The sequence below is a fragment of the Streptomyces sp. NPDC006872 genome (assembly GCF_040635845.1).
In the GTDB taxonomy this organism is placed as follows: Bacteria; Actinomycetota; Actinomycetes; order Streptomycetales; family Streptomycetaceae; genus Streptomyces.
The window spans coordinates 1-22,301 of record NZ_JBEYIL010000032.1 but is presented as its reverse complement, the minus strand read 5'-3'; the positions used below and the strand labels follow the sequence as shown (position 1 = coordinate 22,301).

At 68.3% G+C, this 22,301-nt stretch carries 25 protein-coding genes and 1 pseudogene; 5 read left to right on the top strand and 21 right to left on the bottom strand.

All coding sequences use genetic code 11. From position 1 onward, the window contains the following. Positions 1–14 precede the first annotated feature (14 nt). Positions 15–401 (top strand): annotated as a pseudogene (locus ABZ725_RS49550) (alpha/beta fold hydrolase); the annotation flags it as partial. A 156-nt stretch (positions 402–557) separates the two neighbouring features. Here the strand turns inward: ABZ725_RS49550 and catC are convergent. The 19 genes from catC to ABZ725_RS49455 all read right to left on the bottom strand — a co-directional run bounded on the left by catC (position 558) and on the right by ABZ725_RS49455 (position 16,642). Continuing rightward, positions 558–836 (bottom strand): muconolactone Delta-isomerase, encoded by a 279-nt coding sequence (catC, locus tag ABZ725_RS49545; protein WP_358808959.1) that lies wholly within the window; start codon positions 834–836, stop codon positions 558–560. A gap of 41 nt (positions 837–877) precedes the next feature. Continuing rightward, complete coding sequence (catA, locus tag ABZ725_RS49540) at positions 878–1,729, bottom strand: catechol 1,2-dioxygenase (protein ID WP_358808958.1); 852 nt, start codon at positions 1,727–1,729, stop codon at positions 878–880. Between the two features lie 79 nt (positions 1,730–1,808). Continuing rightward, on the bottom strand, positions 1,809–2,912 hold the full coding sequence (locus ABZ725_RS49535; protein WP_358808957.1) for an enolase C-terminal domain-like protein: 1,104 nt from the start codon (positions 2,910–2,912) through the stop codon (positions 1,809–1,811). Next, the gene (locus ABZ725_RS49530) at positions 2,909–4,075 is read right to left on the bottom strand and encodes an amidase (protein WP_358808956.1); all 1,167 of its coding nucleotides are present in this window, start codon (positions 4,073–4,075) and stop codon (positions 2,909–2,911) included. The genes ABZ725_RS49535 and ABZ725_RS49530 overlap by 4 nt, the downstream gene beginning before the upstream one ends. Continuing rightward, complete coding sequence (locus ABZ725_RS49525) at positions 4,072–4,587, bottom strand: flavin reductase (RefSeq protein WP_358808955.1); 516 nt, start codon at positions 4,585–4,587, stop codon at positions 4,072–4,074. Before ABZ725_RS49525 ends, ABZ725_RS49530 begins: the two co-directional genes overlap by 4 nt. A 53-nt stretch (positions 4,588–4,640) precedes the next feature. Continuing rightward, positions 4,641–5,588, bottom strand: a complete 948-nt coding sequence (locus ABZ725_RS49520) for a PDR/VanB family oxidoreductase (RefSeq protein ID WP_358808954.1) — start codon at positions 5,586–5,588, stop codon at positions 4,641–4,643. A gap of 41 nt (positions 5,589–5,629) precedes the next feature. Further along, the gene (locus ABZ725_RS49515; protein WP_358808953.1) at positions 5,630–6,391 is read right to left on the bottom strand and encodes an SDR family NAD(P)-dependent oxidoreductase; all 762 of its coding nucleotides are present in this window, start codon (positions 6,389–6,391) and stop codon (positions 5,630–5,632) included. Beyond that, complete coding sequence (locus ABZ725_RS49510) at positions 6,388–6,915, bottom strand: aromatic-ring-hydroxylating dioxygenase subunit beta (RefSeq protein WP_358808952.1); 528 nt, start codon at positions 6,913–6,915, stop codon at positions 6,388–6,390. Before ABZ725_RS49510 ends, ABZ725_RS49515 begins: the two co-directional genes overlap by 4 nt. After that, positions 6,905–8,164 (bottom strand): aromatic ring-hydroxylating dioxygenase subunit alpha, encoded by a 1,260-nt coding sequence (locus tag ABZ725_RS49505; protein ID WP_358808951.1) that lies wholly within the window; start codon positions 8,162–8,164, stop codon positions 6,905–6,907. The genes ABZ725_RS49510 and ABZ725_RS49505 overlap by 11 nt, the downstream gene beginning before the upstream one ends. Then, positions 8,161–8,520 carry a hypothetical protein gene (locus tag ABZ725_RS49500; protein WP_358808950.1) on the bottom strand — a complete coding sequence of 120 codons (360 nt, stop codon included), beginning with the start codon at positions 8,518–8,520 and terminating at the stop codon, positions 8,161–8,163. Before ABZ725_RS49500 ends, ABZ725_RS49505 begins: the two co-directional genes overlap by 4 nt. Before the next feature lie 14 nt (positions 8,521–8,534). Then, positions 8,535–9,647, bottom strand: a complete 1,113-nt coding sequence (locus ABZ725_RS49495) for an acyl-CoA dehydrogenase family protein (RefSeq protein ID WP_358808949.1) — start codon at positions 9,645–9,647, stop codon at positions 8,535–8,537. A gap of 452 nt (positions 9,648–10,099) precedes the next feature. Next, positions 10,100–11,575: a PAS domain S-box protein gene (locus ABZ725_RS49490; RefSeq protein ID WP_358808948.1), complete on the bottom strand. Its 1,476-nt coding sequence runs from the start codon at positions 11,573–11,575 to the stop codon at positions 10,100–10,102. Between the two features lie 20 nt (positions 11,576–11,595). After that, a complete protein-coding gene (locus ABZ725_RS49485; protein ID WP_358808995.1) occupies positions 11,596–12,192 on the bottom strand; it encodes a response regulator in 597 nt (198 codons plus the stop codon). A 106-nt stretch (positions 12,193–12,298) separates the two neighbouring features. Continuing rightward, positions 12,299–12,571 (bottom strand): hypothetical protein, encoded by a 273-nt coding sequence (locus ABZ725_RS49480; RefSeq protein ID WP_358808947.1) that lies wholly within the window; start codon positions 12,569–12,571, stop codon positions 12,299–12,301. A gap of 35 nt (positions 12,572–12,606) precedes the next feature. Next, entirely contained in the window at positions 12,607–13,050 is a 444-nt protein-coding gene (locus ABZ725_RS49475) for a nuclear transport factor 2 family protein (RefSeq protein ID WP_358808946.1), read from the bottom strand. Positions 13,051–13,815: 765 nt separating this feature from the next. Beyond that, positions 13,816–14,424 carry a hypothetical protein gene (locus ABZ725_RS49470; protein ID WP_358808945.1) on the bottom strand — a complete coding sequence of 203 codons (609 nt, stop codon included), beginning with the start codon at positions 14,422–14,424 and terminating at the stop codon, positions 13,816–13,818. Then, positions 14,421–14,996, bottom strand: a complete 576-nt coding sequence (locus ABZ725_RS49465; RefSeq protein ID WP_358808944.1) for a sigma-70 family RNA polymerase sigma factor — start codon at positions 14,994–14,996, stop codon at positions 14,421–14,423. The genes ABZ725_RS49470 and ABZ725_RS49465 overlap by 4 nt, the downstream gene beginning before the upstream one ends. 156 nt (positions 14,997–15,152) lie before the next feature. Further along, positions 15,153–16,013, bottom strand: coding sequence for an MBL fold metallo-hydrolase (locus tag ABZ725_RS49460; RefSeq protein WP_358808943.1), 861 nt, complete (start codon positions 16,011–16,013; stop codon positions 15,153–15,155). A 2-nt stretch (positions 16,014–16,015) separates the two neighbouring features. Next, a complete protein-coding gene (locus ABZ725_RS49455; protein WP_358808942.1) occupies positions 16,016–16,642 on the bottom strand; it encodes a hypothetical protein in 627 nt (208 codons plus the stop codon). Positions 16,643–16,772: 130 nt separating this feature from the next. Here ABZ725_RS49455 and ABZ725_RS49450 point away from each other — a divergent pair, with 130 nt between their 5' ends. After that, entirely contained in the window at positions 16,773–17,234 is a 462-nt protein-coding gene (locus ABZ725_RS49450; RefSeq protein ID WP_358808941.1) for a helix-turn-helix domain-containing protein, read from the top strand. Between the two features lie 515 nt (positions 17,235–17,749). Here the strand turns inward: ABZ725_RS49450 and ABZ725_RS49445 are convergent. Next, a complete protein-coding gene (locus ABZ725_RS49445) occupies positions 17,750–18,016 on the bottom strand; it encodes an alpha/beta hydrolase (RefSeq protein ID WP_358808940.1) in 267 nt (88 codons plus the stop codon). A 9-nt stretch (positions 18,017–18,025) separates the two neighbouring features. On the opposite strand from ABZ725_RS49445, the gene ABZ725_RS49440 reads away from it, so the two are divergent. Beyond that, the gene (locus ABZ725_RS49440) at positions 18,026–18,526 is read left to right on the top strand and encodes a hypothetical protein (protein ID WP_358808939.1); all 501 of its coding nucleotides are present in this window, start codon (positions 18,026–18,028) and stop codon (positions 18,524–18,526) included. A 79-nt stretch (positions 18,527–18,605) separates the two neighbouring features. Here the strand turns inward: ABZ725_RS49440 and ABZ725_RS49435 are convergent, their stop codons facing one another. Next, a complete protein-coding gene (locus ABZ725_RS49435) occupies positions 18,606–19,346 on the bottom strand; it encodes a GNAT family N-acetyltransferase (RefSeq protein ID WP_358808938.1) in 741 nt (246 codons plus the stop codon). Positions 19,347–19,806: 460 nt separating this feature from the next. Here ABZ725_RS49435 and ABZ725_RS49430 point away from each other — a divergent pair. Together ABZ725_RS49430 and ABZ725_RS49425 are read left to right on the top strand one after the other, a co-directional pair. Beyond that, positions 19,807–20,624, top strand: a protein-coding gene (locus ABZ725_RS49430) for an IS5 family transposase (RefSeq protein ID WP_358808937.1) whose coding sequence is annotated in 2 segments (ribosomal slippage) — positions 19,807–20,149 and positions 20,149–20,624 — 819 coding nt in all. Because the reading frame shifts where the segments join, the coding sequence is not laid out codon by codon here. Between the two features lie 1,245 nt (positions 20,625–21,869). After that, a partial coding sequence (locus ABZ725_RS49425) for an alcohol dehydrogenase catalytic domain-containing protein (RefSeq protein ID WP_358808936.1) occupies positions 21,870–22,301 on the top strand: 432 nt, incomplete at its 3' end.

Here is a 22,301-nt window from a genome sequence, read left to right as displayed (position 1 = left end):
CATGCGGGGCCGTGATGCCGTACGTCACGGTCGGCCGCGAGAACACCGGCGACATCCAGATCCACCACCAGGACCACGAGTCGGGCGCGCCGGTCGTCCTGATCCACGGCTACCTCGCGGACGCGTGCTCGTGGGAGAAGGAGGAGGCGGCCCTGCTGCCCGCCGGGTACCGCATCATCGCCTACGACGGGCGTGGCGGCGGCGCCTCCAGCCGGCCCTCGATCGGCTACGACTACGACACCCTCGCGGCGGACCTGAACACGCTCCTGGAGGTGCTGGATCTGCGCGCCGCGGTGCTTGTGGGCGTGGGCGCCGGAACCGGCGAAGTGACGTGCTATCTGGGGGTCTGCGGGCAGCGCAGGGTCCGCGGTGCGGTGCTGCTGGCACCCCCTTCACCTGCTGCCCCGGACGAGATCGGGGTTACTCGGCCTCGACGACTTCCTCGGCCGGCTCGCCGCCGACCGTCCGGCCGCCATCAAGTCCGCTGGCTCTCTGCCTGCACCCGGGGACCAGAGCGTCGTGCCGCGGGCGTCGTGGTCCTGTTCAGGGACCGCTCATCAGCGGATGGCGGAGGGATGCCGGGTCAGCGGGGTCACGGTGATGTTCATGTGAGGGAAGAGCGGCAGGCCCCACAGGATGTCGTTGAGCCGGTCGTTGTCGGGCACGTCGAAGATGCTGAGGTTCGCGTACTGCCCGGCGCAGCGCCACAGGTGCAGCCACTCACCGGACTGCTGGAGCTGCTGGGCGTATTCCTTCTCGGCGGCGATGGTCGCCGCCCGGACGTCGGCGTCCAAGTCTGGCGGAAGGTTCACGGTCATCTGGACGGCGAAGAGCACGGCGGCCTCCGGGCGGCGGTCATCGGGGTGGGGTAGGGCGGTCAGGAAGCGGGGTCGAGGACGAAGTCGTAGGTGACCTCGTTGCCCGAGCCGTTCGGCCGTGGGTCGAGGATCAGTTCGGGTTTCACGGCGTCGGCCACGTCGTCCTCGATGTGCGCGCCACCCATGAAGTAGAGCTGCGTGGTGAGCGGCTCGTGTCCGGGCGCCGAGATCTTGAAGTGCAGGTGGGCGGGGCGCCAGGCGTGCCAGCCGGCCGCGGCGATGAGCCGGCCGCAGGAGCCGTCGGTGGGGATCTGGTAGGGGGCGGGCTGAATGGTGGTCACCGCGAACCGGCCCTCGCCGTCGGTGACGATGCTGCCGCGCAGGTTCCACTCCGGGATGCCGGGCGCGAACTGTGCGTACAGCCCGTCGTCGTCGGCCTGCCACATCTCCAGCAATGCTCCGGCGAGCGGCTCGCCCGTGACGCCGGTGACCTGCCCCCGGAAGAGCAGCAGGGTGCCGGCCTCGTCGTCGCGCATCGGCAGGGTGCCGGCGGCGGCCAGGGTGGGGGCGCCGGGAACGTAGTACGGGCCCTCGATGGTGCCCTTGCTGCCCTTGCGGGTCGCTGTGACGACCTCCTCGACGACGTGCTCGATCCACACGTCCAGGAAGAGGGGCCACTCGCCGTCCTCGCCGATGGAGATCAGCCACGACTTCAGGGCGTTGTACTCCTCGTATGTCACCTGGTGGCGGCGGATGATGTCGTGGACCGCAGTGATCAGCTCGGTGACCAGGGTGTCGACACGCTTGCTGTCGGCACCCTGGCCAGGAGCGGCGGCCTTGTCGGTCAGGAAGCGCTCCGTGGCTGACGCTCCGGAGGCGGCTGCGGTGGCCTTCAGGGTGGTTTCGGACATGGCGGGGTGGCTCCTTTGCCGGGTGAATTTCTGTAGCGGTGGTTGCTGCGGTGGGTGAGGGGGCCGTTCCAGCGGCCGTTCAGTGGTCCTGGCGATAGCGGTCGAGCTTGTCCGGGTCGATGGTCACGCCCAGTCCGGGTCCCTCCGGTACGGCGAGCGTGCCGTCGGTGATGGCGAGGGGGTCGGTGAGCAGGTCGTCGCTCAGGTCCAGGAAGTTGGAGAGTTCGCCGGCGCGGCGGGCGGAGGCGGCGTGGGCGGCGCCGAAGGCGACGGTGCACACCGTGCCCAGCCCGCTGTCGATCTGGTTGCCCATCACGACCTCCGCGCCCATGCCCTCGCACTGGAACAGCACACGCTGGGAGTGGGTGAAGCCGGTGCGGGCGGTCTTGATGCTGATCGCGGTGGCGGCGCCGTCGAGCAGGGATCGGGTCACTTCGGCGGGTGTGGTGGCGGACTCGTCCGCGACGAACGGCACCGGGCTCTGTCTCACGAGCCACCTGCGGCCGAGCACGTCGTCGGCGGGGCACAGTTCCTCGGCCAGCGTGATGCCGAGGCCGTCGAGTTCCCGCAGTGCGGCGGCGGATTCCGAGGCCGTCCAGCCGCGGTTGCCATCGACGTACAACTCGGCCTCTTCACCGAGGACTTCGCGAAGCCTTCGGCACACGTCGATGTCGAGCCGAGCGGGGCGGCGACCGACCTTCACCTTGAAGACGGTGATGCCGTACGTGTCCCGCATGCGCTCGGCCTCGGCCGCCATCCGCTCCGGGGCGTCGAAGCCCAGCATGTGGGCTACGCGCATGCGGTCGGTCCAGCCGCCGAGCAGCCGGGTGACCGACACTTCCAGGGCCTGTCCGGCGATGTCCCAGAGGGCCATGTCGATGGCCGACTTGGCCGCCGGGTTGCCGACTGTGCGGTGCAGCAGGGCGTGGACCCGCTCGCGGGCGAGGACGTCCGTGCCGATGAGCTGCGGGGCGAAGATCCTCTCGATCACTCCGATCACGGACGCCTGCGTCTCGCCGTAGGTGAACGGGCGGGGCGGCGCGTCGGCCACGCCGGTCAGCCCTGCGTCGGTGTGGACGCGGACGAGGACGTGTTCGGCGCTGTGCGCCTCGCCGCTCGCAAAGCGCAGGGGTTTGGTGTACGGGATCGTGTACGGGACGGTCTCGATCGCGGTGATCTTCACTGTATGGACTCCTCGGCTCTGCGGGCGGCACCGAGCAGGCGGCCCACGCGATCGGGGTGGCCGACGAGTTGGAGGCCGAGTGGCATGCCGTGCGGGTCGCGGTGCCCTGGGACGGTCACCACGGGCAGGCCCAGCAGTTGCCAGGGACGGCTGAGTACCGGGTTGCCGGTGGCGTCCAGACCGCGCGGGGCGGGCCCGGTGGCGGCCGGGCCGAGGATCGCGTCCACGCGGGTGAGGAGTTCCAGGACGGCGGCGCGTGCCGTGCGGGCGGTGCTGAGCGCCGCCCGGTACTCCTCGTCGGAGGTCTTGCGGCCGCGTTCGAGGAGTTCGTTCAGGTGACCGCTCAGCGACTCGGGATGCCGGGCCTCGGCGGCGAGGGAGCTGGCGGCCTCGTACGCCATGACGACGGCGTGGGCATCGGCCAGTTCAGGTGTGCTGACGACGGGATCCAGTGCGTCCGCCCGTAGCGCGCGGGCGGTGCGCTCCAGTACGTCGAGCATCGCCGGGTCGATGTCGGCCAGTTCGGTACCGCGCCACACCAACACCCGGATGACACGCGGGTCTTCGACCCTGGTGCAGTCGACGGCCTCGATCGCCGCGGCCAGATCGGCGACCCGGGCCGCGAGCAGCCCTGGCGCGTCCAGGCTCGGGCTGAGCCCGGTGAAGCCCCGCGTGGACCAGGCGCCCACAGGAGCGACATACCCGGCGACTCCGCAGTAGGAGGCTGGCCTGGTCAGTGAACCGGCGGTCTGCGAGCCCAGAGCGAGGGGTACGACGCCCGCGGCGACGGCGGCAGCCGAGCCGCTGGAGGAGCCGCCCGGGGTGTGGGCGAGGCTGTGCGGGTTACGGGTGGGGCCTGGCTGGAAGTACGCGAACTCGGTGGTGACCGTCTTGCCCAGCGGTACGGCGCCCGCCCGGCGCAGCCGGTCCACCAGCCAGGCGTCGCCCTCGGCGGCCCGGCTGCGACGCAGTGGGGAACCGCACTCGGTGGGCAGCCCGGCCACGTCGATGATGTCCTTCACCCCGAACGGCAGGCCGTGCAACGGACCTTCCGGTGCCTGGCGCGCCGCCGCGCGGGCGCCGTCGGCGTCCACGCGGACCCACGCGCGGATCTCCGGCTCGGTCTGCTCCAAGCGCACCAGCGCGTCCTCGACCGTGGTCATGTCCCGGCACCTTCCGGGAGGAGGGGTGTGGCGTCGAGCCGGTGGAACGCCCGGTTGAAGTAGACGAGGCTCTGCCCGCCGGCGCGGGTGCGGATCTGCTCGATGTCGACGAAGAGCACACTGTGGGATCCCATGGGGACGGTGTGCTTGATCGTGCCGACCGCGGTGACCGGAGCGTCCTTGAGGACCGGCACGTCCTCGGTTCGGTCCCAGACGTCCCAGGTGAAGCGTTCGGCCATGGCGACCTTGGTGGCTCCGGCGAAGTGCAGGGCGAGTTCCTGCTGGTCTCCGCCGAGGACGTTGAGCCCCACGCGTCCGTTCGCCTTGAAGACGTCGTGCATGGCGCTGCCGCGGTTCACGCACACGAGGATGGTCGGAGGATCGTCCGTCACCGAACAGACCGCGCTGAGGGTGATACCGCAACGGCCGTTCGGCCCGTTGGTGGTCAGGATGTTGACGGCTGCCGGAAGGTGAGCCATCGCCTCCCGGAAGTCGGTTCGGCTGGGGGGCACGGTTTCCCTCCTCCTCTCGTTGTCGTAGCTCTCGTTGTCGTACCTCGGAGTGCTCACCACAGCTCGACCACCAGCCGCGACGACTTCGCACGCGACACACAGGCGGCGATCTGGTCCCCGGCCGCCTTCTCCTTCGCGGACAGACAGTGGTCGCGGTGGTCGGGTTCGCCTTCGATCACGCGCAGCACGCAGGTTCCGCAGATGCCCTCGCGGCAGGAGGTCTCCAGCGGGACGCCGTTCTCCTCCAGCACCTCCGCGATGCTCTTGCCCGGCGGTACGGCGTAGACCTCGCCCGTGTCGAGCTCGACCTCGAAGACCTCGCCCGTGTCGGACGGCTCACCGGCCTGGAACAGCTCGGAGTGGATCTGCTCCTCGGGCAGGCTGTGGGCCGCGAGCGCGGTGACACGGTCCATGAAGCTCTGCGGGCCGCAGGTGTAGACGTGTGCTCCTGTCGGCAGGCCGGTCAGTTGCGCGGTGAGCGCCTCACCCGCCGCGTCCCGGCCGAGCCCGAAGTGGCACACGACCCGGTCGGTGAAACCGGATCGCGTGAGCAGTCCGGCGAAGGCCGCCTCGGCCCGGCTGCGCGCCACGTAGTGCAGCGTGAACTCTGCGCTTCTGCTGTGCAGTTCGTACGCCATCGCCAGCAGCGGTGTGATGCCGATGCCCGCCGCAACCAGGTGGTGCTCGACCGCGTCCTGGGCAAGGCCGAACAGTTGCCGGGGCGTACCGATGGTCAGCTCCGTGCCCGGTGCGGTCTTGTCGTACAGGGCACGGGAGCCGCCACGTGAGTCGGCTTCGCGTTTCACGGCGATCGTGTAGGCGCCGGTGTCTTCCGGCGGACCGCACAGTGAGTAGGGACGGGTGATCCCGGTGGGCCCGGTCACGTCGATGTGCGCGCCGGCCGCGTACGGGGCAAGGGGCGCGCCGTCGGTGCGGACGAGCCGTAGGACCTTGATGGTGTCGGTTTCATCGACGGTGTCGGTGACGGTTACAGGGAACATCCGTCTGCCTTCGGGTTCGTTGAGGTGGGCTGACGGCTCTGTCAGCGCATGTACAGGCCGCCGTTGGCGTCCCAGCAGGCTCCGGTGACCGCGTCGGCGTGTTCGGAGGCGAGCAGTACGGCCATGTCGGCGATGAACCGGGGGCGCCCCAACCGCTGTACGGGGATAGCCTGTTCGATCGCGGCGAGCTGGTCGGGCGGAACCATCGCGCGGACCACCGGCAGGTCCTGCGGTCCCGGCGAGATGGCGTTCACCGTCACCCCGTGCGGGCCGAGTTCGCGGGCGAACACCTTCGTCAGGGTCGCCACTCCGCCCTTCGCCGCCGCGTAGTGGGCGCCGGTCGCCGTGCCGCCGTTCTGGCCGGCGAGCGAGGCCATGTTGACGATGCGTCCGTAGCCGCGCTCGGCGAAGTACGCACCGAACACCTGGCAGCCGTAGAAGGTGCCGTTGAGGTTGGTCGACACGACCGCCTCGAAGCTTTCGCGGCTGATCTCCATCAGTGCTTCGACCTTGGACTGCCCGGCGTTGTTGACCAGCACATGAACCGCGCCCCAGCGTTTCACCAGGTGGTCGCGGACCCGGGTGAAGGCGTCCTTGTCGCGGACGTCCAGCGCCAGCCCGACGGCCTGGCCGCCCTCCGGATCAAGGCCCGCCGCCGCCTTGACCGCGGCCTCCTCGTCCACATCCGTCAGCGCGACGCGGTAACCCCGGTCGTACAGTCGGCCCGCGATGCAGGCGCCCAGACCACCGGCCGCCCCCGTCACCACGGCGACGTGCTGTATCTCCTCCTCGTGCGGGCTCACAGCAGGAACCCCGACGCCGTGACGGCGTCCTCGGAGTTGACCAGCCGCACGATCTTCCGGGAGATACGCGGGCCGTCCGCACCGAACACGATCCGATGGGAGACGTCAGCGGCCAGGACGAAGGTCTCCTCCCGCTTGTAGCCGACCAGGATCTGCGCGGAGCAGACCTCGATCGCGTCCTCCTCACGTCCGGTCACCACGAACCGGGAGACCGAGCGGACGGTGCGGGCCGCGGCAGTGGCCGAGATGGAGAACCCGCCGGTGAGGCGCTCGATGCGCATACGGCGCATCCGGTCGTCGTCGTGGACGAGGTTGAGGCGGGAGGCGAAGTCGGTCGCCTCACGGTCGATGGGGACGATGTACTCGCCGCCCTCGGACCACAGTCCGTCCCATTCCTCGTAGCCTCGGGCGTCCAGCAGGTGGGCCTCACGCCAGATCAGTGACACGGCCGCGAGGGCGCGGGGATCGTCGAGCGGAAGTTCAGCGACCTCCGCAACCGCCGTGCCGGGGGCGTTACTTGTCATCGGTCATCATCCTCTTCCACATCGCGTACGCCTCCCGCATCCCGGTCTCGTCGGTCGCGTGGGAGGTGGGCTGCCCGAGGTCATTGGGCTTCTCGCGGCCCAGGCCACGGTTGACCAGGATCGGCATGTCCGCGCCGCCGGCCACGCCGCGCTGGACGCGGTTCCACGCCTCGGCGTCGTCGGGGCTGCCGAAGCCGAACGGGCCCTGGAAGTGCTCGTGGATCCGCAGCCGTTCGCGGTTGACGATCTCCGGGCCGCCGTCCAGGCCGAGCGCCACATGGCGGACCTCCGTCTCCGCGACCGAGAGCGGGCGCAGGACGCGGAAGAACGCCATCGACATGGCCACGTTCGGGAACAGGTTGAGATTGAACCCGGCGCCGTGCAGGGAGCGGACGATACGCCGCACCCGCTCCGGAGGCATGTCCTTGGACAGTTCCTCGACGATGTGGGCGAAGCGGTCCTGGAGCTTCTCGGTGCCGTCGTCGACGTCCAGGTCGGCGTGTTCCGCGACGGAGATGGACACACTGTGGCCGTTGCCGAGGGCGTGGGTGACCGCACTCTCGTCGGTCATGATCGACAGCATGCTCGCGGTCTCGGCGTCGACCGACGACATCCAGGAGCGGTGCACGATCGGGAAGTGGTACCAGTCGGTGGTGTTCTCCAGCTGGATCTTCCAGTTGCCGTGGAAGCGGAACCTGTGCTCGCCCTGCACCTTGATCGGGTAGCCGGCGCCCTGCTTCATGAAGCGGTCGATCCACAGCCGGGCGCCGCCCAGGAAGTCCTCCAGCGGCTCGATGTCCTGGTCAAAGCTGGCGAAGACCATGCCCGCGTACGTGCCGACCTTGAGCCGTTGCAGCGGCAAGTCCTTCTTCTCCACGACGTCCTCGTAGCCCTCGGGGTACGGGATGCCGCGCAGGGTGCCGTCCAGAGCGTACGACCAGGCGTGGTACGGGCAGGTGAAGCCGTTGCCGTTGCCCTTGGGGGTCTCGCAGACGCTGGCGCCGCGATGCCGGCAGCGGTTGAGCAGGACGTTGACGCCGCCACGGCGGTCGCGGGCGACGATGACGGGGCGGCGGCCCACCCACGCCGTTTTGAAGTCGCCGGCCTTGGCGACCTCGCTCTCGTGCGCCACCCACACCCAGGTGCGGTGGAAGATCCGGTCCATCTCGCCTTCGAAGAGGGCCGGGTCGCTGTAGAGAGTCCCGGCGACGCGGTCGGACTCGACCAGGGAGGAGACGTCGGGGGTCATCGGGCCACCTCCGGCTCAGGAAGCGGCCGGCCGACGCGCGCCTCGATCTTCATGTAGCGCCACAGGCCGTGCTCACCCACCTGGACGGTACGGAAGAGGTTGCAGGCCGCGGCGACGGTCTGCTGGTCCACGACATCGGCGAGGACGTAGCAGGTCCACGGCCAGGAGTCGGACGGGCCCACCATGTGCCGGTCGTCGTCGACGGTGCCGAGGACACTGACGCCGGGCAGCTCGTACAGCTGGGTGAGCATGGTCGTGAAGCCGTCCCAGACTGACTTGCCCTGACCGGTCGGAAGGTCGAAGAAGTTCTGGTTGACGCCGATGCAGAACAGCACTCTCAGTGGTGCGTCGAGCATGGGTTTCCTGCCTTTCAGAGGTAGCCGGGGAAGGGCTGGACGCCCATGAGGACCGCGCCGGCGCCGTCGTACATGCCTTCCTGCAGGAAGGCGTGCTGCGGCACGACCGAGGCGTCGCGCAGGAATCGCTGCATGGGGCTGCCGTCGGCGATGGCTGCGATGCCACTCAGTTGGTACGCGGCTCGTACGACCTCGAAGGAGGTCTTGGCCAGGTGTGCGGAGGCGAGTCGCAGAAGGCTGGCCTGCTCGGTGGACGCGGAATCTCCCGCTGCCACCGTGGCCCACGTCTCCTCCGTCGCCTCGTAGAAGAAGGCGCGTGCGGACCGGAGTTGCGCCTCGGCCTGGCCGACCGCGATGCGGTAAGTGGCGCGCTCGGCGGGCTTGGGTGCGCTGGTATAGCCGGCCCGGCCGCCGTCGGCGATGGCCAGGTCGAGCGCAGCGCGGGCCACGCCGAGGCCGACGACGGCCAGCACCTGTGCGGCGTACGGGACGGTCGGGTAGCGGTACAAAGGCTCGTCGACGGTGGGCTCACCGCCGCGGACGAACGTCCACTCCTCCAGTACGACGACTCCGTCGACGACCAGATCGTGACTGCCCGTGCCTCGCATGCCGATGACGTCCCAGTTCTCGGCGATCTCCACCTGCTCGGGCCGCAGAACGGCGGTGAGCGGTCGGCCGGCCCTGTCCTCACCTGCCTTGATGCCCACGCCGAGCAGATCCGCACCCATGCAGCCGCTGGCGAACTTCCAGCGGCCCGAGACCCGGTAGCCGCCCTCGACGAGTTCTGCCTGCTGCACCGGGAAAAGACCGCCCGCGAAGGCCACGTCGGGGCCGTCGGCGTACAACTGGGCCTGGGTGTCCAGGGGAAGTGAGGCCAGATACACGGAGGACGAGCCGAAGCTCGCGACCCAGCCAGCCGAGCCGTCGACCATCGAAATCCGCTCGATGAGGCGAAGGAATTCGGCGGGAGGCAAGGCGTCGCCGCCGAACAGCTTCGGGGTGCTGGCCCGGTAGATACCCACACTCTTGAATTCCGAGATCACATCCCGCGGGACGTGCCGCTTTTCCTCGAATTCAGAGCGCCGCTCGGCCACCAGGGCCAACACCTGATCGAGCGTCTGCGTCATGAGAGGTTCTCCTCGCATTTCTGGGCGGTTCTTCCCTCCGCCTTGTCATCACGTTATGTGTGGCGGATCCGCTCCCACCATTGGGACTTGGATGCTTCGTGTAGGGGATTTCCCGTACGCTCGTTGCTTACTGCTCGGTGGCGAGGGGCGAAGACAGCGGCCAGGGCGGGGACGAGGAAGGTGCCCTGTTCCAGGACCGGATCGCGCGGTTCGCCGGTCGGGCCGCGGCCCTGCTCTGCGCTGGTGGCGCAGCCGCCTGGTGAGCCGACGCCCTGCCGGGTCCGGCCCGGCAGGGCGTCGGCTCACCACTCCGCCACTCCGGTCAGCTGGCGGCCGTGCTGCTCGCACCGACCGCAGGCTGCTCGACCGGACGGGAACCTGAGTCGTACCCGGTCAGCGCCTTGAGACGCATGGCGAGGAGGGATAAGGAATCCCTTACGGGAACCCGGTGCTCAGGCCGAGGGGAGGGCGAAGGAGAAGGTCGCTCCGTGAGGAGTGTTCTCCGTGGCCTCGATGCGGCCTCGGTGCCGGGTGACGATGCGGTGGCTCAAGGCCAGGCCGATGCCGTTCCCGTTCTCCTTCGACGTGAAAGCGCCGTCGAAGACCTTGCCCCCGGGCACCGCGGAGAGACCCTGTCCGTAGTCGCGCACGACCAGTTCGGCATACCCGGGTGTGCTCCGGGTGGCCAGTTCGACTCTGCGCTGTTCCACCGGCCACCGCGCCATCTCGTCGATGGCGTTGAAGGCGAGATTCATCACGACCTGGCCGATGAGGACCTTCTCGCAGCGCACCGGCAGCGGCTCGGCCGTCAGATCGAGTACCAGGCCGACGGAATGCTGCTGGGCTCGCAGGTCGATGAAGTACAGGCAGTCCCTGACGATCGCGTTGAGGTCGATCAGTTGCTCGGACTGTTCCAGCCGGACAACGTACTGCCTCAGGCTCTTGAGGATCTGGCTCGATCGCTCGATCTGGCGCTTGGCGTTCTCCAGCCCCCAGGCGACCTGCTCGCGATCGGCGAGGTCGGACTCGCCCAGCCTGCTGCGGGCGCCCTCGATGAAGTTGTACGCGGCGGCGAGCGGCTGGCTGACCTCGTGGGCGATGGCCATCGCCATGTCACCCATCGCGTTGTACCTGGCCAGGTGGTTGAGGTACTGGGTGTCCCGGCGGTGTTCTTCCTCAGCGCGCACCCGGTCGGTGATGTCATGGAAGAGTAGAAGATGTCCGCGCAGATCGCTCTCGATGTCGATGTACTGGCAGGTGCCCGCGTACCACCGGGGATCGCCACCGGGCGCGGCCAGCCGGTACCTCGAATCCTGGGGAGGTGCACCCTTGGATGTCTTCCCGATGCTCTGCGCCAGGACCGCCCGGGACTCGGGATCGCAGAAGCGGGCGAAGTCCGATCCGGTCAGCGCGGCGACGTCCACGTCCAGCAGTTTGGCGGCGGACTCGCTGGCGAACGCCACCACACCGTCGTCGTCGAGGACGACGATGCCCTCCGCGATACTGCCCAGAAACGCCCGCATCCGGCCCTCGGTCCGGAACAGGTCCCGCTGGGTGGCCTTCTCCTCGGCGATGTCGCGGAACTGCACCATCAGAACCGGTCGGGACGGCAGCTCCACCCGGATCGCGATGGCCTCGGTCAGGATCTCCTCACCGCTCTTCGACCGATAGCACCACTCAGTGGCGCTCACTCCGTAGTCGGCTGCCCGGCGCAGCCAGCGGTGTCCGAGTTCGCGGCTGTACTGCTGTGCGTTCTTGCTCATGTCCGGCGCCTTGAGCGGCTTGAGCTCGTCGACCGTCCACTCCAGCAGTTCGCAGGCTGCTTTGTTCGCCCAGAGGATCTCGTACGTCTGGGCGTCGTGCAGCAGCACGCAGTACTTCAGCGCCTGGACGAGTTCCCGGTAGTCGTCGGGTTCGAGGTCGGCCACACCGCTGCTCCGTATCCGTATCACTGGGACGGCAGGCCGAGACCTGCCTGGAGCACGTCTCGCACGAGGGTCGCCATACTCTCGGCACCGGCCTTCTCCCGAATGCGGGTGCGGTGCACATCGACGGTCTTGGTGCTGATCCCCAATCGGGTCGCGATGTTCTTGCTGGGCACGCCGTCGATCACCATTCGAAGGATCTCGCGTTCACGTGGGCTGAGGCTGTCAAGGCGTGCCTGGAGCCGCTGTTGCCTGGCCGCCAAGGCGAACCGTTCCTGCGCGGTGCGCAACGCCTGCTGGACGACCTCGAGCATCTGCTGAGGGTCGTAGGGCTTCTCCAGGAAGTCCACGGCGCCGTTCTGCAGGGCCCGCACCGACATCCTGATGTCGCCGTGGGCGGACACGAAGATGACCGGGATGACTGACCCGGCCCGGTTCAGGATCTCCTGCAGTTCGAAGCCGCTCACTTCCGGCATGCGTACATCCAGCACCATGCAGGCGGGCTGGTCCCGGTCGTAGGAATCGAGGAAGGTCTGCACGTCCGTGAACCACTGCGGCCGCATCCTCACCGACTCCAGCAGCCAGGCCAGTGACCTGCACAACTCCTGATCGTCGTCGATGATGTAGACGACGCCAGGGGGGTGCCTGTCCGTCGGACCCGACGACGCCTGGTGGGCCTGCGGTGCCGGGGATGTGTAAGGGGCACTCATGGTCATCATCTCCGGCTCACTCGTCCCAGGCCGCTTGCGCCGTCCAGTAGCTGCTGCCGTCCGCCCTGATCCCATGTTCCCACTCGCTGGTCCGGCGCAGCGCCGGCTCGACACGGGTGGTCTCGCGGTCCGCAGCGTCCGGCCCGTCCTCGGCGACCTGCCAGTGGACCCAGTTGATCTCCCGGCCCACGGAGTCGTGGACGAAGAGGTCGACATGATGCCAGCCGTAGCCGTGCAGGTCGTCGTAGCAGGTCAGGAAGGTGGTGTGCCCGCCGCTCAAGTCGGTCATCGCCTTCTTTTCTCCCTTCGTGCCCACATCCACGCTCACCTCGCCAGCGGAGCGCTGAAGAGTTGCTCGGTCCGGAACCGCTGGATCAGCGCCCGCCGCTCGTCCAGCCGGAAGGTCACGTCCAGCCTGGCCACCATCATCTCGGCAGCGCCCGATTCATAACGTGAGAGCTGTTGCATCAGCCAGCTTCCCCGGGCCGTCGATTCACTGAGCTCGATGTTTCCGGGGAAGAGCAGGTGAAGGTTCTCCTGGAAGTGGCTGTGCGGCGGCAGGTACGCCGAAATCATGTCGATGATCGGCTGCCGGCCCTGAGTACGGCCGAACTTCTCACCGTACTTCGGGCCCGCACCTTCCCAGACCGCGTCGTCCGTGAACAGATCGCCGAGTTCGCCGCCCTCCGCACCGTCCGGGCCTGGAACATCACACAACTGCAGGTAACGGGTAAGAGTGCTCATCACCCGGTCGCGCGGGAAAGCCATGGGCGATTCCTCGAATCCCAAAGGTTTCTTTCCAATGAGACTAAGAATCCGAGGGGTCCGGAACAACCCTGGTATCGGGGTATTCACGTGGGAAGAACCTTTCCCGGTGTAAAGGTTTCCCCTACTTCAGCACAGCACGCCCGTCATGCGGCCCGGGGACGCGAAGAGCTCAGGGCCGGACAGCACGGCGGACCTCCTGTTCCCGGCTGCCCCGCCCCGGATGCCGGCCGCCCATCGCGGTGTGGAAGCTCGCGCCCGCAGCCGATGTGCCGGCCACAGGAGATCGCCGCATGCGCTACTCGGAACATCTGTGACTTTCAGACGGTGATCTGATGGAAAAGTACATCCATGCGCTTCTTCTCTGCGGCCGACTGTCCACAGGCGTTCCGGTCCGTCCCCGACAGACGGTCGGCACCGGGTGCCGGGATCAGCGAGGAAGCGAGGTCGTAGGGCGGCCGGTGGGAGACCTCCTCGCGACGGTGACGGGCCGCTCCCGCAGGCCCGGGACGGCTGGACGGGCGACCTGACCTTCCGGTACCGGAAGCACCATCCGCTCACGCTGTCGGTGCGCACGCACGCTCTCGGGCGCGGCACGGAGTGACTACTGGTCCCGCCCGAACGGGAGGGAGCGCCGGTCGGCCTCCCGCCAGCCTCTGGCCTCCTTCACCGTCGGCCGCCCAGCCCGTCCGGTTACGGTCGGCATGCCAGTCGCCTCGGGCGCAGCTTCACTCGTCATGCCCGCCGAATGCCGGAGCGCCCCGATGCCTAGTGAAACAGATCCAAGGACTCCCCCGAGGCCACACCGCACCACGGGACGCCGCCGTCCTTGGTGGCGGCCACGATGTAGTGGTCTCCGACCTGGAACGTCAGAGTCTCCGAGACACTCGGGTCGCCGTTCTGGAGCTGCACCGTCTCCGTGTCACCGCCGCGGAACCAGCGGTCGACGTGGAAGGTGACCGAGGACCCCTTGACGGAGGTCACCGTCCCCTCGAAGAGCGTCGGATAGATGCTCAGCAAATCGGGGGTCGGTGGCATGCACTTGCCGCTGGCCCCGTTGCTCTCGGTGGTCAGAGCCAGCGGAGCGGACGCGGACGAGTGACCCTTGTCGTCGTTCAGCATGATCCCTCCGGCGATGCCGCCTCCGAGGAGAAGCAGCGCGGCGGCGGCCGCGAGGGTGAGGAGACGGCGACGTCCCCGTCCCACGACGGTCCTCACAGGGCGGGTCGTGTCGGCGTCGACGGTCTTCTCGGACGGGGGTGTGGTGTCGGTGTTCAAGACAGCCTCCACAAGGCGGTTGATGTCGGGCGGCGGAGCGCTCGGGGTCAGTGCCGGGTCCGCAGCCCTGAGTCGGGCCAGCAGTTCGTCGTCGTTCACTGACTGCTCCTTCCTTCATCCGGCTTGTGTCCGGCCCGGTTGGCGTTCTGTCGTGACGGCCCCAGGGTGGCGAGTTTCTTCTTCACCCGGTGGAGCCGCAGGCTGACGGCCTTGGAGGTGAGCCCGGTCGCCTCCGCGATCTGACGCGGCGCCAGTTCCTCCCAGGCCCACAGTCGCACCACCTCGCGGTCCAGTTCCCCGAGCCGGTCGAGCGCGGCATGCAGGTCAAAAAAGTGGTCGGCGGCCGTCGCCGGCGGGGGCTGCCGGGTCCGGATCAGCCGCCCCAACAGGCGTAGCCTGCGTCCGTCGGCGCGGTGGGCGTTCGCCAGACAGCCCCGCGCCACTCCGTAGCACCACGGCAGCACCTCGTCGGGATCGGGGGCGGGAGCGGTCCCGAGACCTGGCACGTCGTCGAGGCGACGCCACAGCACCAGCATCGTGTCCGACAGGACGTCATCGACCAGGTCGGGGCTGGTCCGTCGTAGCAGATACCGGTGCAGTGGTTCGGCCACCACCTGCGCCAGTCCTTCGAAGCGCGCCTTTCGCCCGCGGCGCATCTCCTGTTCCGTCATGGATTCCACAACCCGTCCTGTCCGGCACCGGCCGGTTCCTTTCACCACCGCCTGATTCCCGTCGGTCGAAGCCGAAGGGCCCGTGCCATGCGGAATGCCCGGCCGGATATTCTCCGGCCGGGCATCGCGCGATGACGACTCGACAGTCTCAGGTGTTCAGCCCTGCTCGTCCATGAGCGCGGTGGCCGTGAGCCATACGACCGCCCGGTTGAGGCGTTCGGGGTGCAGGGCGCACAGGGCGTCGAAGAACTCGATCCGGCTCGCCGACTCCTTCAGGAGCCGGTCCGCGTCACGGATGTACTGCCGGGTCTCCTCGATGGTGTCCGGGCTGTCCGGAAGTGCCTTGTTCTTGTGCCCGGAGACGATGTGCCGCGGTGCGAGACGCTCGACGATGTCGAGGGCCTGAAGCCACTTCTCCCGCCCGCCGTCGGCAGATTCGGAGAGGTAGGCGTGTACGCCGTTGTAAACGACGTCGCCGGCGACGACGAGCCCGATCGAGGGAACGTGCAGCACGGTGGTGCCGTCGGTGTCACTGTGACCGACCTCGACGGAGCGCAGAAGGTTGCCCTCGAGAAGGAACCCCTGCGGCGGTACGGGCTGGGCAAGCGCCGGAGCCAGCGGGATCTGGCCCGGGAACAGCTTGTCCCACATCGCGCTTCTGAACTCCGCCGAACTCTGCTGCCGCATGAGACGGATGCTGTCCTCGCCGGCGAGCACCACTGTGCCGGGGAAGCGCTCGACCAGCGGACCGGCGCCGAACCAATGGTCGCCGTGGCCGTGCGTGATGAAGATGTGTTCGAGGTTCTTGCCCGACTGCTCGACCCAGTCACCCACCTTCTGGGCCTGCTCGATCGTCAGCGGCGGATCGACCAGCACCGCGTTCTCCTCCCCCTGGATCAGCGTGGTCGACATCGGCGACCAGCCGAACATCTCTCCGTTGGGGATGGGATCCGTGACGCTGGTGGGGATCGGATCGGAGATGAAGACGTCGTACGTCAACTCGCTCTGGGCGGCCATGACTAGGCTCCTTCCCGCGGGACCATGACGTCCCAGTGCTCGACGGCTCGCCCGTCCGCCACCCGGAACAGGTCATGGAACACGAAGTCGGCGCCCGCGAAGACACCCACCGAACGGACGTAGGCGAAGTCCCCCTCGGCGACGACGTCCAGGACATCGGAGTACTTGAGGGAGTGACCGGACTTCGCCAATTCCCCCAGTGCGGCCGCCAGTCCGCTGACGCCGTCGGCGAAGCGAGGGTTGTGCTGGATGTAGGACTCGCCCGCCAGATAGTGGCCCACGTCGGAGAAGTCGTTGTCGACCAGGATCGTGCGCACCGTCTCCTCCGCCACCCTGCGCGTGAGGTCCGTGTCGGCCGTCACGTCGATGACGGCGGCGCCGTCGACCTGGGTGTGACCGTTGGCCGTCTGCTCCACGACCGGCTCCTGGTCACCCCAGTGGCCGGCGATCCGGCCGTCCGCGACCTGCCAGAGATCGAAGGCCGCGGCCCGGCTGCCGTCGGGGAAGGTGGTCGTGGCGTGCGTGACGACGAAGTCCCCCTGCGCCAGGACGCGGTGCACCTGGTTCTTGCGTCCGGTGGTGTCGTCGATGGCCGCGAGGACGACCTTCTTGTTGGCTTCGCTGTTCATGGCGTTCGCCTCTTGCCGTTCGTAGAGGGGTGTCGGTGCACGGCCTTACCGGGCCCAGTCGAGGGCTGCGGGCGCACACCCGGGAAGTGAGTACAGAAAATGGACTCACCCCCGACGGTAATCTAGCACAGTGAGTACTGAATCTGCACCGACACCGCGCGTCTGCTCCGTAACCGACGCGGTGGCCGTCGTCGGGGAACGCCATTCGCTGCCGATCGTGCGCGAGCTGCTGTACGGCAACCGGCGCTTCTCCGAGATAACGGAGGCCGTCGGACTCTCCCGGACGCTGCTGTCCACCCGCCTGCGTCGACTGGAAGCGGCCGGCGTCGTGGAACGACAGCGCTACAGCGAGCATCCGCCCCGCGACGAATACCTGCTCACGGAGGCGGGCCAGGCCCTGCTCCCGGTACTCGCCGCGCTCAAGGAGTGGGGCGACACCTACTGCCGGGACGGCCTCGCCACGGCGGAGTTCCAGCACCACTGCGGTGCGATCCTGCACACCCGAGCGGACTGCGCCGCCTGCGGCGAGGAGATCCACTTCGAGGACCTGACCGTGGTGGGAGGCACCCACCCGCCGCAGGTACGGCACTGAGCCGACACATGCCTGCCCGGAGCCCCTTCACGGCGGTGTGCGGCAGGGCTCCCGCGAGCCCGGCCTCACGCGCATGCTCAGGCGGTGCCGAGGGGTTGAGGACGGCCATGCGCCAGGTGCCGTCGTGGCCGCGGCGAGCGACGTCGGCGGTGGTGCCGGTGGCCTTCTTGCGGTCGCAGTCGGGGGTGGTGATCTCGAGGGTCCATTCCTCGCTGATCAGCGAGGAACCCCTCCGGCCACGACACGCGACGGGCCGTTGGACAGCCGGGCGCTTGCCGGCGATCGACCCGGCCGTGTAGTCGCGCAGCGCCTGACCGGTGACCGTCTCACCGGTGATGGTGCGCATGACGGCACCGGGCGCCAGCAGCCTCATGACCTCGTCGAAGTTCCCGGAGGTCATGGCCTTCTCGAAGGCCGGGGGGAACTGCGCCGGGTCGGTGATGGGAGTGGACATGATGGTTTCCTTCCAGGGTCGGATGTCGTGCGGATGAGAGAACTGCGCGGGCACAGGCCCGTCAGGCGTGCCGGCGCAGGAAGGCGGCCAGCGCCGGGGTGACGCGGTCGGGATGGGTCAGGTTCGGGGTGTGCCCGGCGCCGGTGACCGTGACCAGTTCCTGGCTTCCGGGCAGCTGGGCGGCCAGCGCCTTGCCTAGCGGGTACGGGATCGGCTGGTCCGCGTCGCCGTGGACGACCAGGGACGGCACCGTGATCTCACCGAGCCGGTCGGTGATGTCGTCCGCGCCCATCAGCACCCGCACCGCGTCGGCGACTCCGTCTACCACTCCTTGATCATGCGCTGGCTGATCGCAGCGCTGGCGAACCGGCCCGGCTACCTGGTGGGCGCGCACCCCGGAGTCGAGTTCTACCGTGGAAAGCAGCAGATCGGCGAAGCCGACATCGTCCTGCTCCTGGCAGACGGCACCATCATTCCCGCCGAGGTGAAACGGCACGGACGCCAACTGACCGAGAGCGAGGTGGGCAAGGTCCGCTCGATCGCCGACGCGCTGCAATCACCCACCGTGCTTCTTGGCTCAGGAGACAGCAGCAACGACTGCCCCCAGGCCCTCGCATATGACCGCGATGACGGAACCGCCCGCGTCATCACCAGCGACTACTGGCTCACCCCGATCCCTCGACCAGCCATCGACGGCTCAGGCCTGCCTCGCTGGAGCAGAGACAACAACCGTCCCCCCGGCACCCTGCAAGACCACGAAGAAGCCTTCTGCAGACTCATGGAGGACGCCAGCGCCCGCGCCTTCGGCACACACGATCCCGTCCGAGACCTGTTCTGATACTGCCGGTCATCGGGCGCCACTCAGCGGCCCCGCCCGGTGCCGTGCTCAGGCCGTTCGCGGATACACGGTCAGACGGTCACCTGCCGCGTGCACGCCACCGGTAGAAGAACGTCAGACCCGGTCCCGCCCCGAGATGGAGCGGTACGCCGGTGAGCAGGGTCCCGACGTCGACGGCCTGCCCGGCCCGCAGCACGTTGAAGCCCTGCCGTGTGTAGTACGGCCCCAGATCGCGCCCGGTGCCGAACTCGCCGAACAGCAGCGTGTAATCCAGTTGCCCGTACAACTGCATGCACCGTTTGAGCAGCGCGGCTCCGATCCCTCGCCCGCGGGCGTCCTCGGACACCGCGACCGCCTTGATCTTCGCGTACGTCAGCATCGACATGAGGATCTGCTGCCGGGACACCGGCACCCGGGATAACCCGGAGACTACCGTGCCGGACGGGACACCCAGCAGCGCTCCGACCACCTGCCCGTTGCCATCCCGAGCAACCAACGGCAGGGACAACTCGGCTACTGCAGCCTGAAGTTCACCGGCCGCCGTCGCCCGTACGAGCGGCTCGCCCAAGTCAGCGCCCGCAAGGGCATCCAGCAGCCACGTCCCGCACCGCCCCTGGGCGAGCGCCTCGAGATGACCGGTCTCCAGGTCGTCGGCGGCCGTCTTCAACAATGCTGTTACCGTGCCGGCCTCCTCCGGCACGGCGAACCCGATCCGCATCCCGTCCGGTCCGGGCACGCCGTCCAGCACCTGCTGCCGCGTCAGCCGGACCAGCCCGGCCGAAGAGCCCGTCTTCTTCGCCTTCTTCGTCTTCTTCGCCATCTCCGAGAACTACCCCCGGGCTCGCGGCCGGACCCTGTGACCGGGGCCTCCACCGCCCACGCAGTTCGGACAGTGAGTTGGGCGCAGCGAATTCGGTAGGCGGGAGCCGCTGGCGGCCTGCCTGTCCAGCGCGTAGACGGTCCACTCCCCCATCCTGTGACCTTGCTTCTCTTCGGTAGTCGACCACAGGCGCGATCCGCCAGACCCGTCTCTGACCTGCACAAACCTAGGCACCCGGACCATGCGGTTACATAGAAATCCTGCGCCGATCACTACATTCCAAGACGATCACTAAACCTGCACTTCGAAGCCTCTTCAGGTCCCAAAGCTGTCCGGAAACCCCAGCTCAGGACCACATTACGCCACAGCCGAAAATCCGTCGACGATCACTAGATCCGCAGGTCAGAGCGTCATCCACTTAGACCGTGTCCTATGTGGTGAGGCGGTCGTTGGTCCGTGCATGGGGCGGGGTACGTGGAGTTGGATTGTTCCGGACGGGCTGTGGGAGATCGCGAAGCCGCTGATCCCGCCCTCGAGGGTGCGGCCGCAAGGCGGCGGAACGCAGGACACTCCTGATGAGACGCTGTTCGCGGCGATCGTCTACGTCCTGGTCAGCGGCTGCGCCTGGCGCCAACTGCCGCCCTGTTTCGGCATATCGAAGTCGACGGCTCACCGCAGGTTCCTGATCTGGTCGAGAGCCGGTGTCTGGGGCCGCCTCCATGAGGCTGTGCTGCACCGGTTCGACGACGCCGGCCTCATCGACGTCACCCGCGTCGTCCTCGACACCGCCCACGTCAGGGCTAAAAAGGGGGCGAACACACAGGTCCGAGCCCCGTGGACCGGGGGAAGCCGGGTTCGAAGATGCACGTCTTGTCGGACGCGAACGGACTGCCCCTCCTCGTCGGCGTCTCGGCCGGCAACACCCACGACAGCGAGGGACTGAAGCCTATGGTGGCGGGTCACCAAACGAGACACGACCCCCACCGCGGCCGCCATTTCAAGCCCCAGCGCCTACACGCCGACAAGGCGTACGACCGACCCGACCTGCGACGATGGCTACGTGGCAAGCGAATCGGAGTGCGCATCGCCCGCAAGGGCATCGAGTCCAGCGAACACTTAGGGCGTCGGAGGTGGGTGATCGAGCGCACGATGTCGTGGCTGTCCGGCTATCGCAGACTCAGCCCCCGCTACGAGCGCCATCCCCGCAACTACCTGGCATTTCTCGGACTTGCTGCCGCCATCTGCTGCTACAAGCGACTCGTCCGCCTCACCACATAGGGCACGGTCTTAGTGATCGCTAGCAGATTTGTCAACTACCGCCACCAGCCGTGGCGGCGGCGACGGGCGGACTGCAGCGGGGCGATCACGAGGTCGTCCCCGCCGTTCGGCTCGTCGGGGCCGGTCGCGTCCTCCATGGGATCCGGCTTCGGGCCGACGAGCGGTTCGCGGCGGGTGAGAAGCCCACGGTGCTCGCGAAGGACCTGCAGGTGAGGGTGCGATCCGTGGAACGTTGACGCCGCGCCTGGCGCGAGGGCGGCATCGACGCCTTGCGCTCTGCCGGTCCGACGAACTCCCCTACCGTCACCGACGCCCAGTTCGCCGTGCTGGAGGAGGAGCTCTGTGAGGGCCGTGGGCGCACGGGTTCGAGGATCAGCGTTGGACTTTGGACCGGGTCAGGACGTTGATCCGTCGGCATCTGCGGGTGAGCCGGGTCGGCCCCAGGGAGGCCGAGCGGATCCACCGTGAACGGCCCCCTGACACAACCCTGCCCTCGGGGCCTCCCCTGCCTGCGTAGAGCCCGAGCACCCTGTGCCTGCCCATTCACAGACAGGACCCTGACGAGGCGCACATCCTCGGAGAGCCCACGCGGCACGGGGCTTGACGGGTGAGGCCCGATTGCCGTGTCATCATGAAAAGGACAACGACGGCGGGTGACACGATGGCGACAGCGGGACACGACGGGCCCGGCGCCGAGCCCGCACGCGACAATGCGAGCCCACAGCCCAGCGCTCCGAAACCTCCGCACGAGCACGGCAGTTGGGCCGCAGACCACGTACCTTTGATCATCCTGGCTCTCATCGTCCTGGCGCTCGGGATCGCGGGCTTGGCGTCCAACGACAGCGTCACCTGCCCCGGCGGAGCCACCAGCTGCGGCACTCCCTGAAACACGCCACCACATCTCAACATCGGGTGTCTGACGGTCGGGTTGAGAGCGGACGCCAGGCGCTACTGGGACGCCTCCTACTGAGGTTGACACCGGGGAGATGAGAATTCCCCACGTACGGCCACTTATGCCGTCACTCTCCGTCGACGTCCCGCGTGCTCGGGTTGCACGGTGTAGATCAGGCCAGGGGTGCTTTCCCGGCGGGGCCGATGTCGGCGCGGACGTCATCGCTGTCGGCGGCAGTCCTGGGAAGACAACCCCGTCCCTGAGCCGTTGAATGCGATGGCACGGTCGATGTTCGGCATCCGGCGCGTGGCCGTCCAAGGCTTGTCCGAGCGAGGGAAAGGGGTGATCACGCGATGAAGGCTGTGCGGTTCCACGAGTACGGCGGGATCGATGTGCTGCGGGTGGAGGAGGTGGAGCAGCCGACGCCCGGCCCCGGACAGGTGCTGGTCGAGGTCCGCGCGGCCGGGATCCAGCCCGGCGAGGTGATGATCCGCAAGGGCGCGCGGCACGGACGCTGGCCGGCCACGTTCCCCTCCGGGCAGGGCAGCGATCTGGCCGGTGTCGTGGTGGAGGTCGGCCCGCAGGTGCGCGGCTTCGCGGTGGGCGATGAGGTCTTGGGCTTCACCCATGACAGGGCGAGCCACGCGGAGTTCGTCGTGGTCGACGACGTGGACGTGGTCTCGCGTCCAAAGGGGCTGTCCTGGGACGTGGCCGGGTCGTTGTACGTGGCCGGCACGACCGCATACGCCTGCGTGTTCGCGGCGGATCCCGGGCCGGCGGACACG

What these genes read in the sequence shown, in the direction of transcription:
- catA (WP_358808958.1), bottom strand. Translation starts at nt 1,729, where the DNA reads ATGTCCGAAACCACCCTGAAGGCCACCGCAGCCGCCTCCGGAGCGTCA.
- ABZ725_RS49530 (WP_358808956.1), bottom strand. Translation starts at nt 4,075, where the DNA reads ATGACCACGGTCGAGGACGCGCTGGTGCGCTTGGAGCAGACCGAGCCG.
- ABZ725_RS49520 (WP_358808954.1), bottom strand. Translation starts at nt 5,588, where the DNA reads ATGTTCCCTGTAACCGTCACCGACACCGTCGATGAAACCGACACCATC.
- ABZ725_RS49510 (WP_358808952.1), bottom strand. Translation starts at nt 6,915, where the DNA reads ATGACAAGTAACGCCCCCGGCACGGCGGTTGCGGAGGTCGCTGAACTT.
- ABZ725_RS49505 (WP_358808951.1), bottom strand. Translation starts at nt 8,164, where the DNA reads ATGACCCCCGACGTCTCCTCCCTGGTCGAGTCCGACCGCGTCGCCGGG.
- ABZ725_RS49500 (WP_358808950.1), bottom strand. Translation starts at nt 8,520, where the DNA reads ATGCTCGACGCACCACTGAGAGTGCTGTTCTGCATCGGCGTCAACCAG.
- ABZ725_RS49495 (WP_358808949.1), bottom strand. Translation starts at nt 9,647, where the DNA reads ATGACGCAGACGCTCGATCAGGTGTTGGCCCTGGTGGCCGAGCGGCGC.
- ABZ725_RS49480 (WP_358808947.1), bottom strand. Translation starts at nt 12,571, where the DNA reads ATGACCGACTTGAGCGGCGGGCACACCACCTTCCTGACCTGCTACGAC.
- ABZ725_RS49475 (WP_358808946.1), bottom strand. Translation starts at nt 13,050, where the DNA reads ATGGCTTTCCCGCGCGACCGGGTGATGAGCACTCTTACCCGTTACCTG.
- ABZ725_RS49465 (WP_358808944.1), bottom strand. Translation starts at nt 14,996, where the DNA reads ATGACGGAACAGGAGATGCGCCGCGGGCGAAAGGCGCGCTTCGAAGGA.
- ABZ725_RS49460 (WP_358808943.1), bottom strand. Translation starts at nt 16,013, where the DNA reads ATGGCCGCCCAGAGCGAGTTGACGTACGACGTCTTCATCTCCGATCCG.
- ABZ725_RS49455 (WP_358808942.1), bottom strand. Translation starts at nt 16,642, where the DNA reads ATGAACAGCGAAGCCAACAAGAAGGTCGTCCTCGCGGCCATCGACGAC.
- ABZ725_RS49440 (WP_358808939.1), top strand. Translation starts at nt 18,026, where the DNA reads ATGCGCTGGCTGATCGCAGCGCTGGCGAACCGGCCCGGCTACCTGGTG.
- ABZ725_RS49435 (WP_358808938.1), bottom strand. Translation starts at nt 19,346, where the DNA reads ATGGCGAAGAAGACGAAGAAGGCGAAGAAGACGGGCTCTTCGGCCGGG.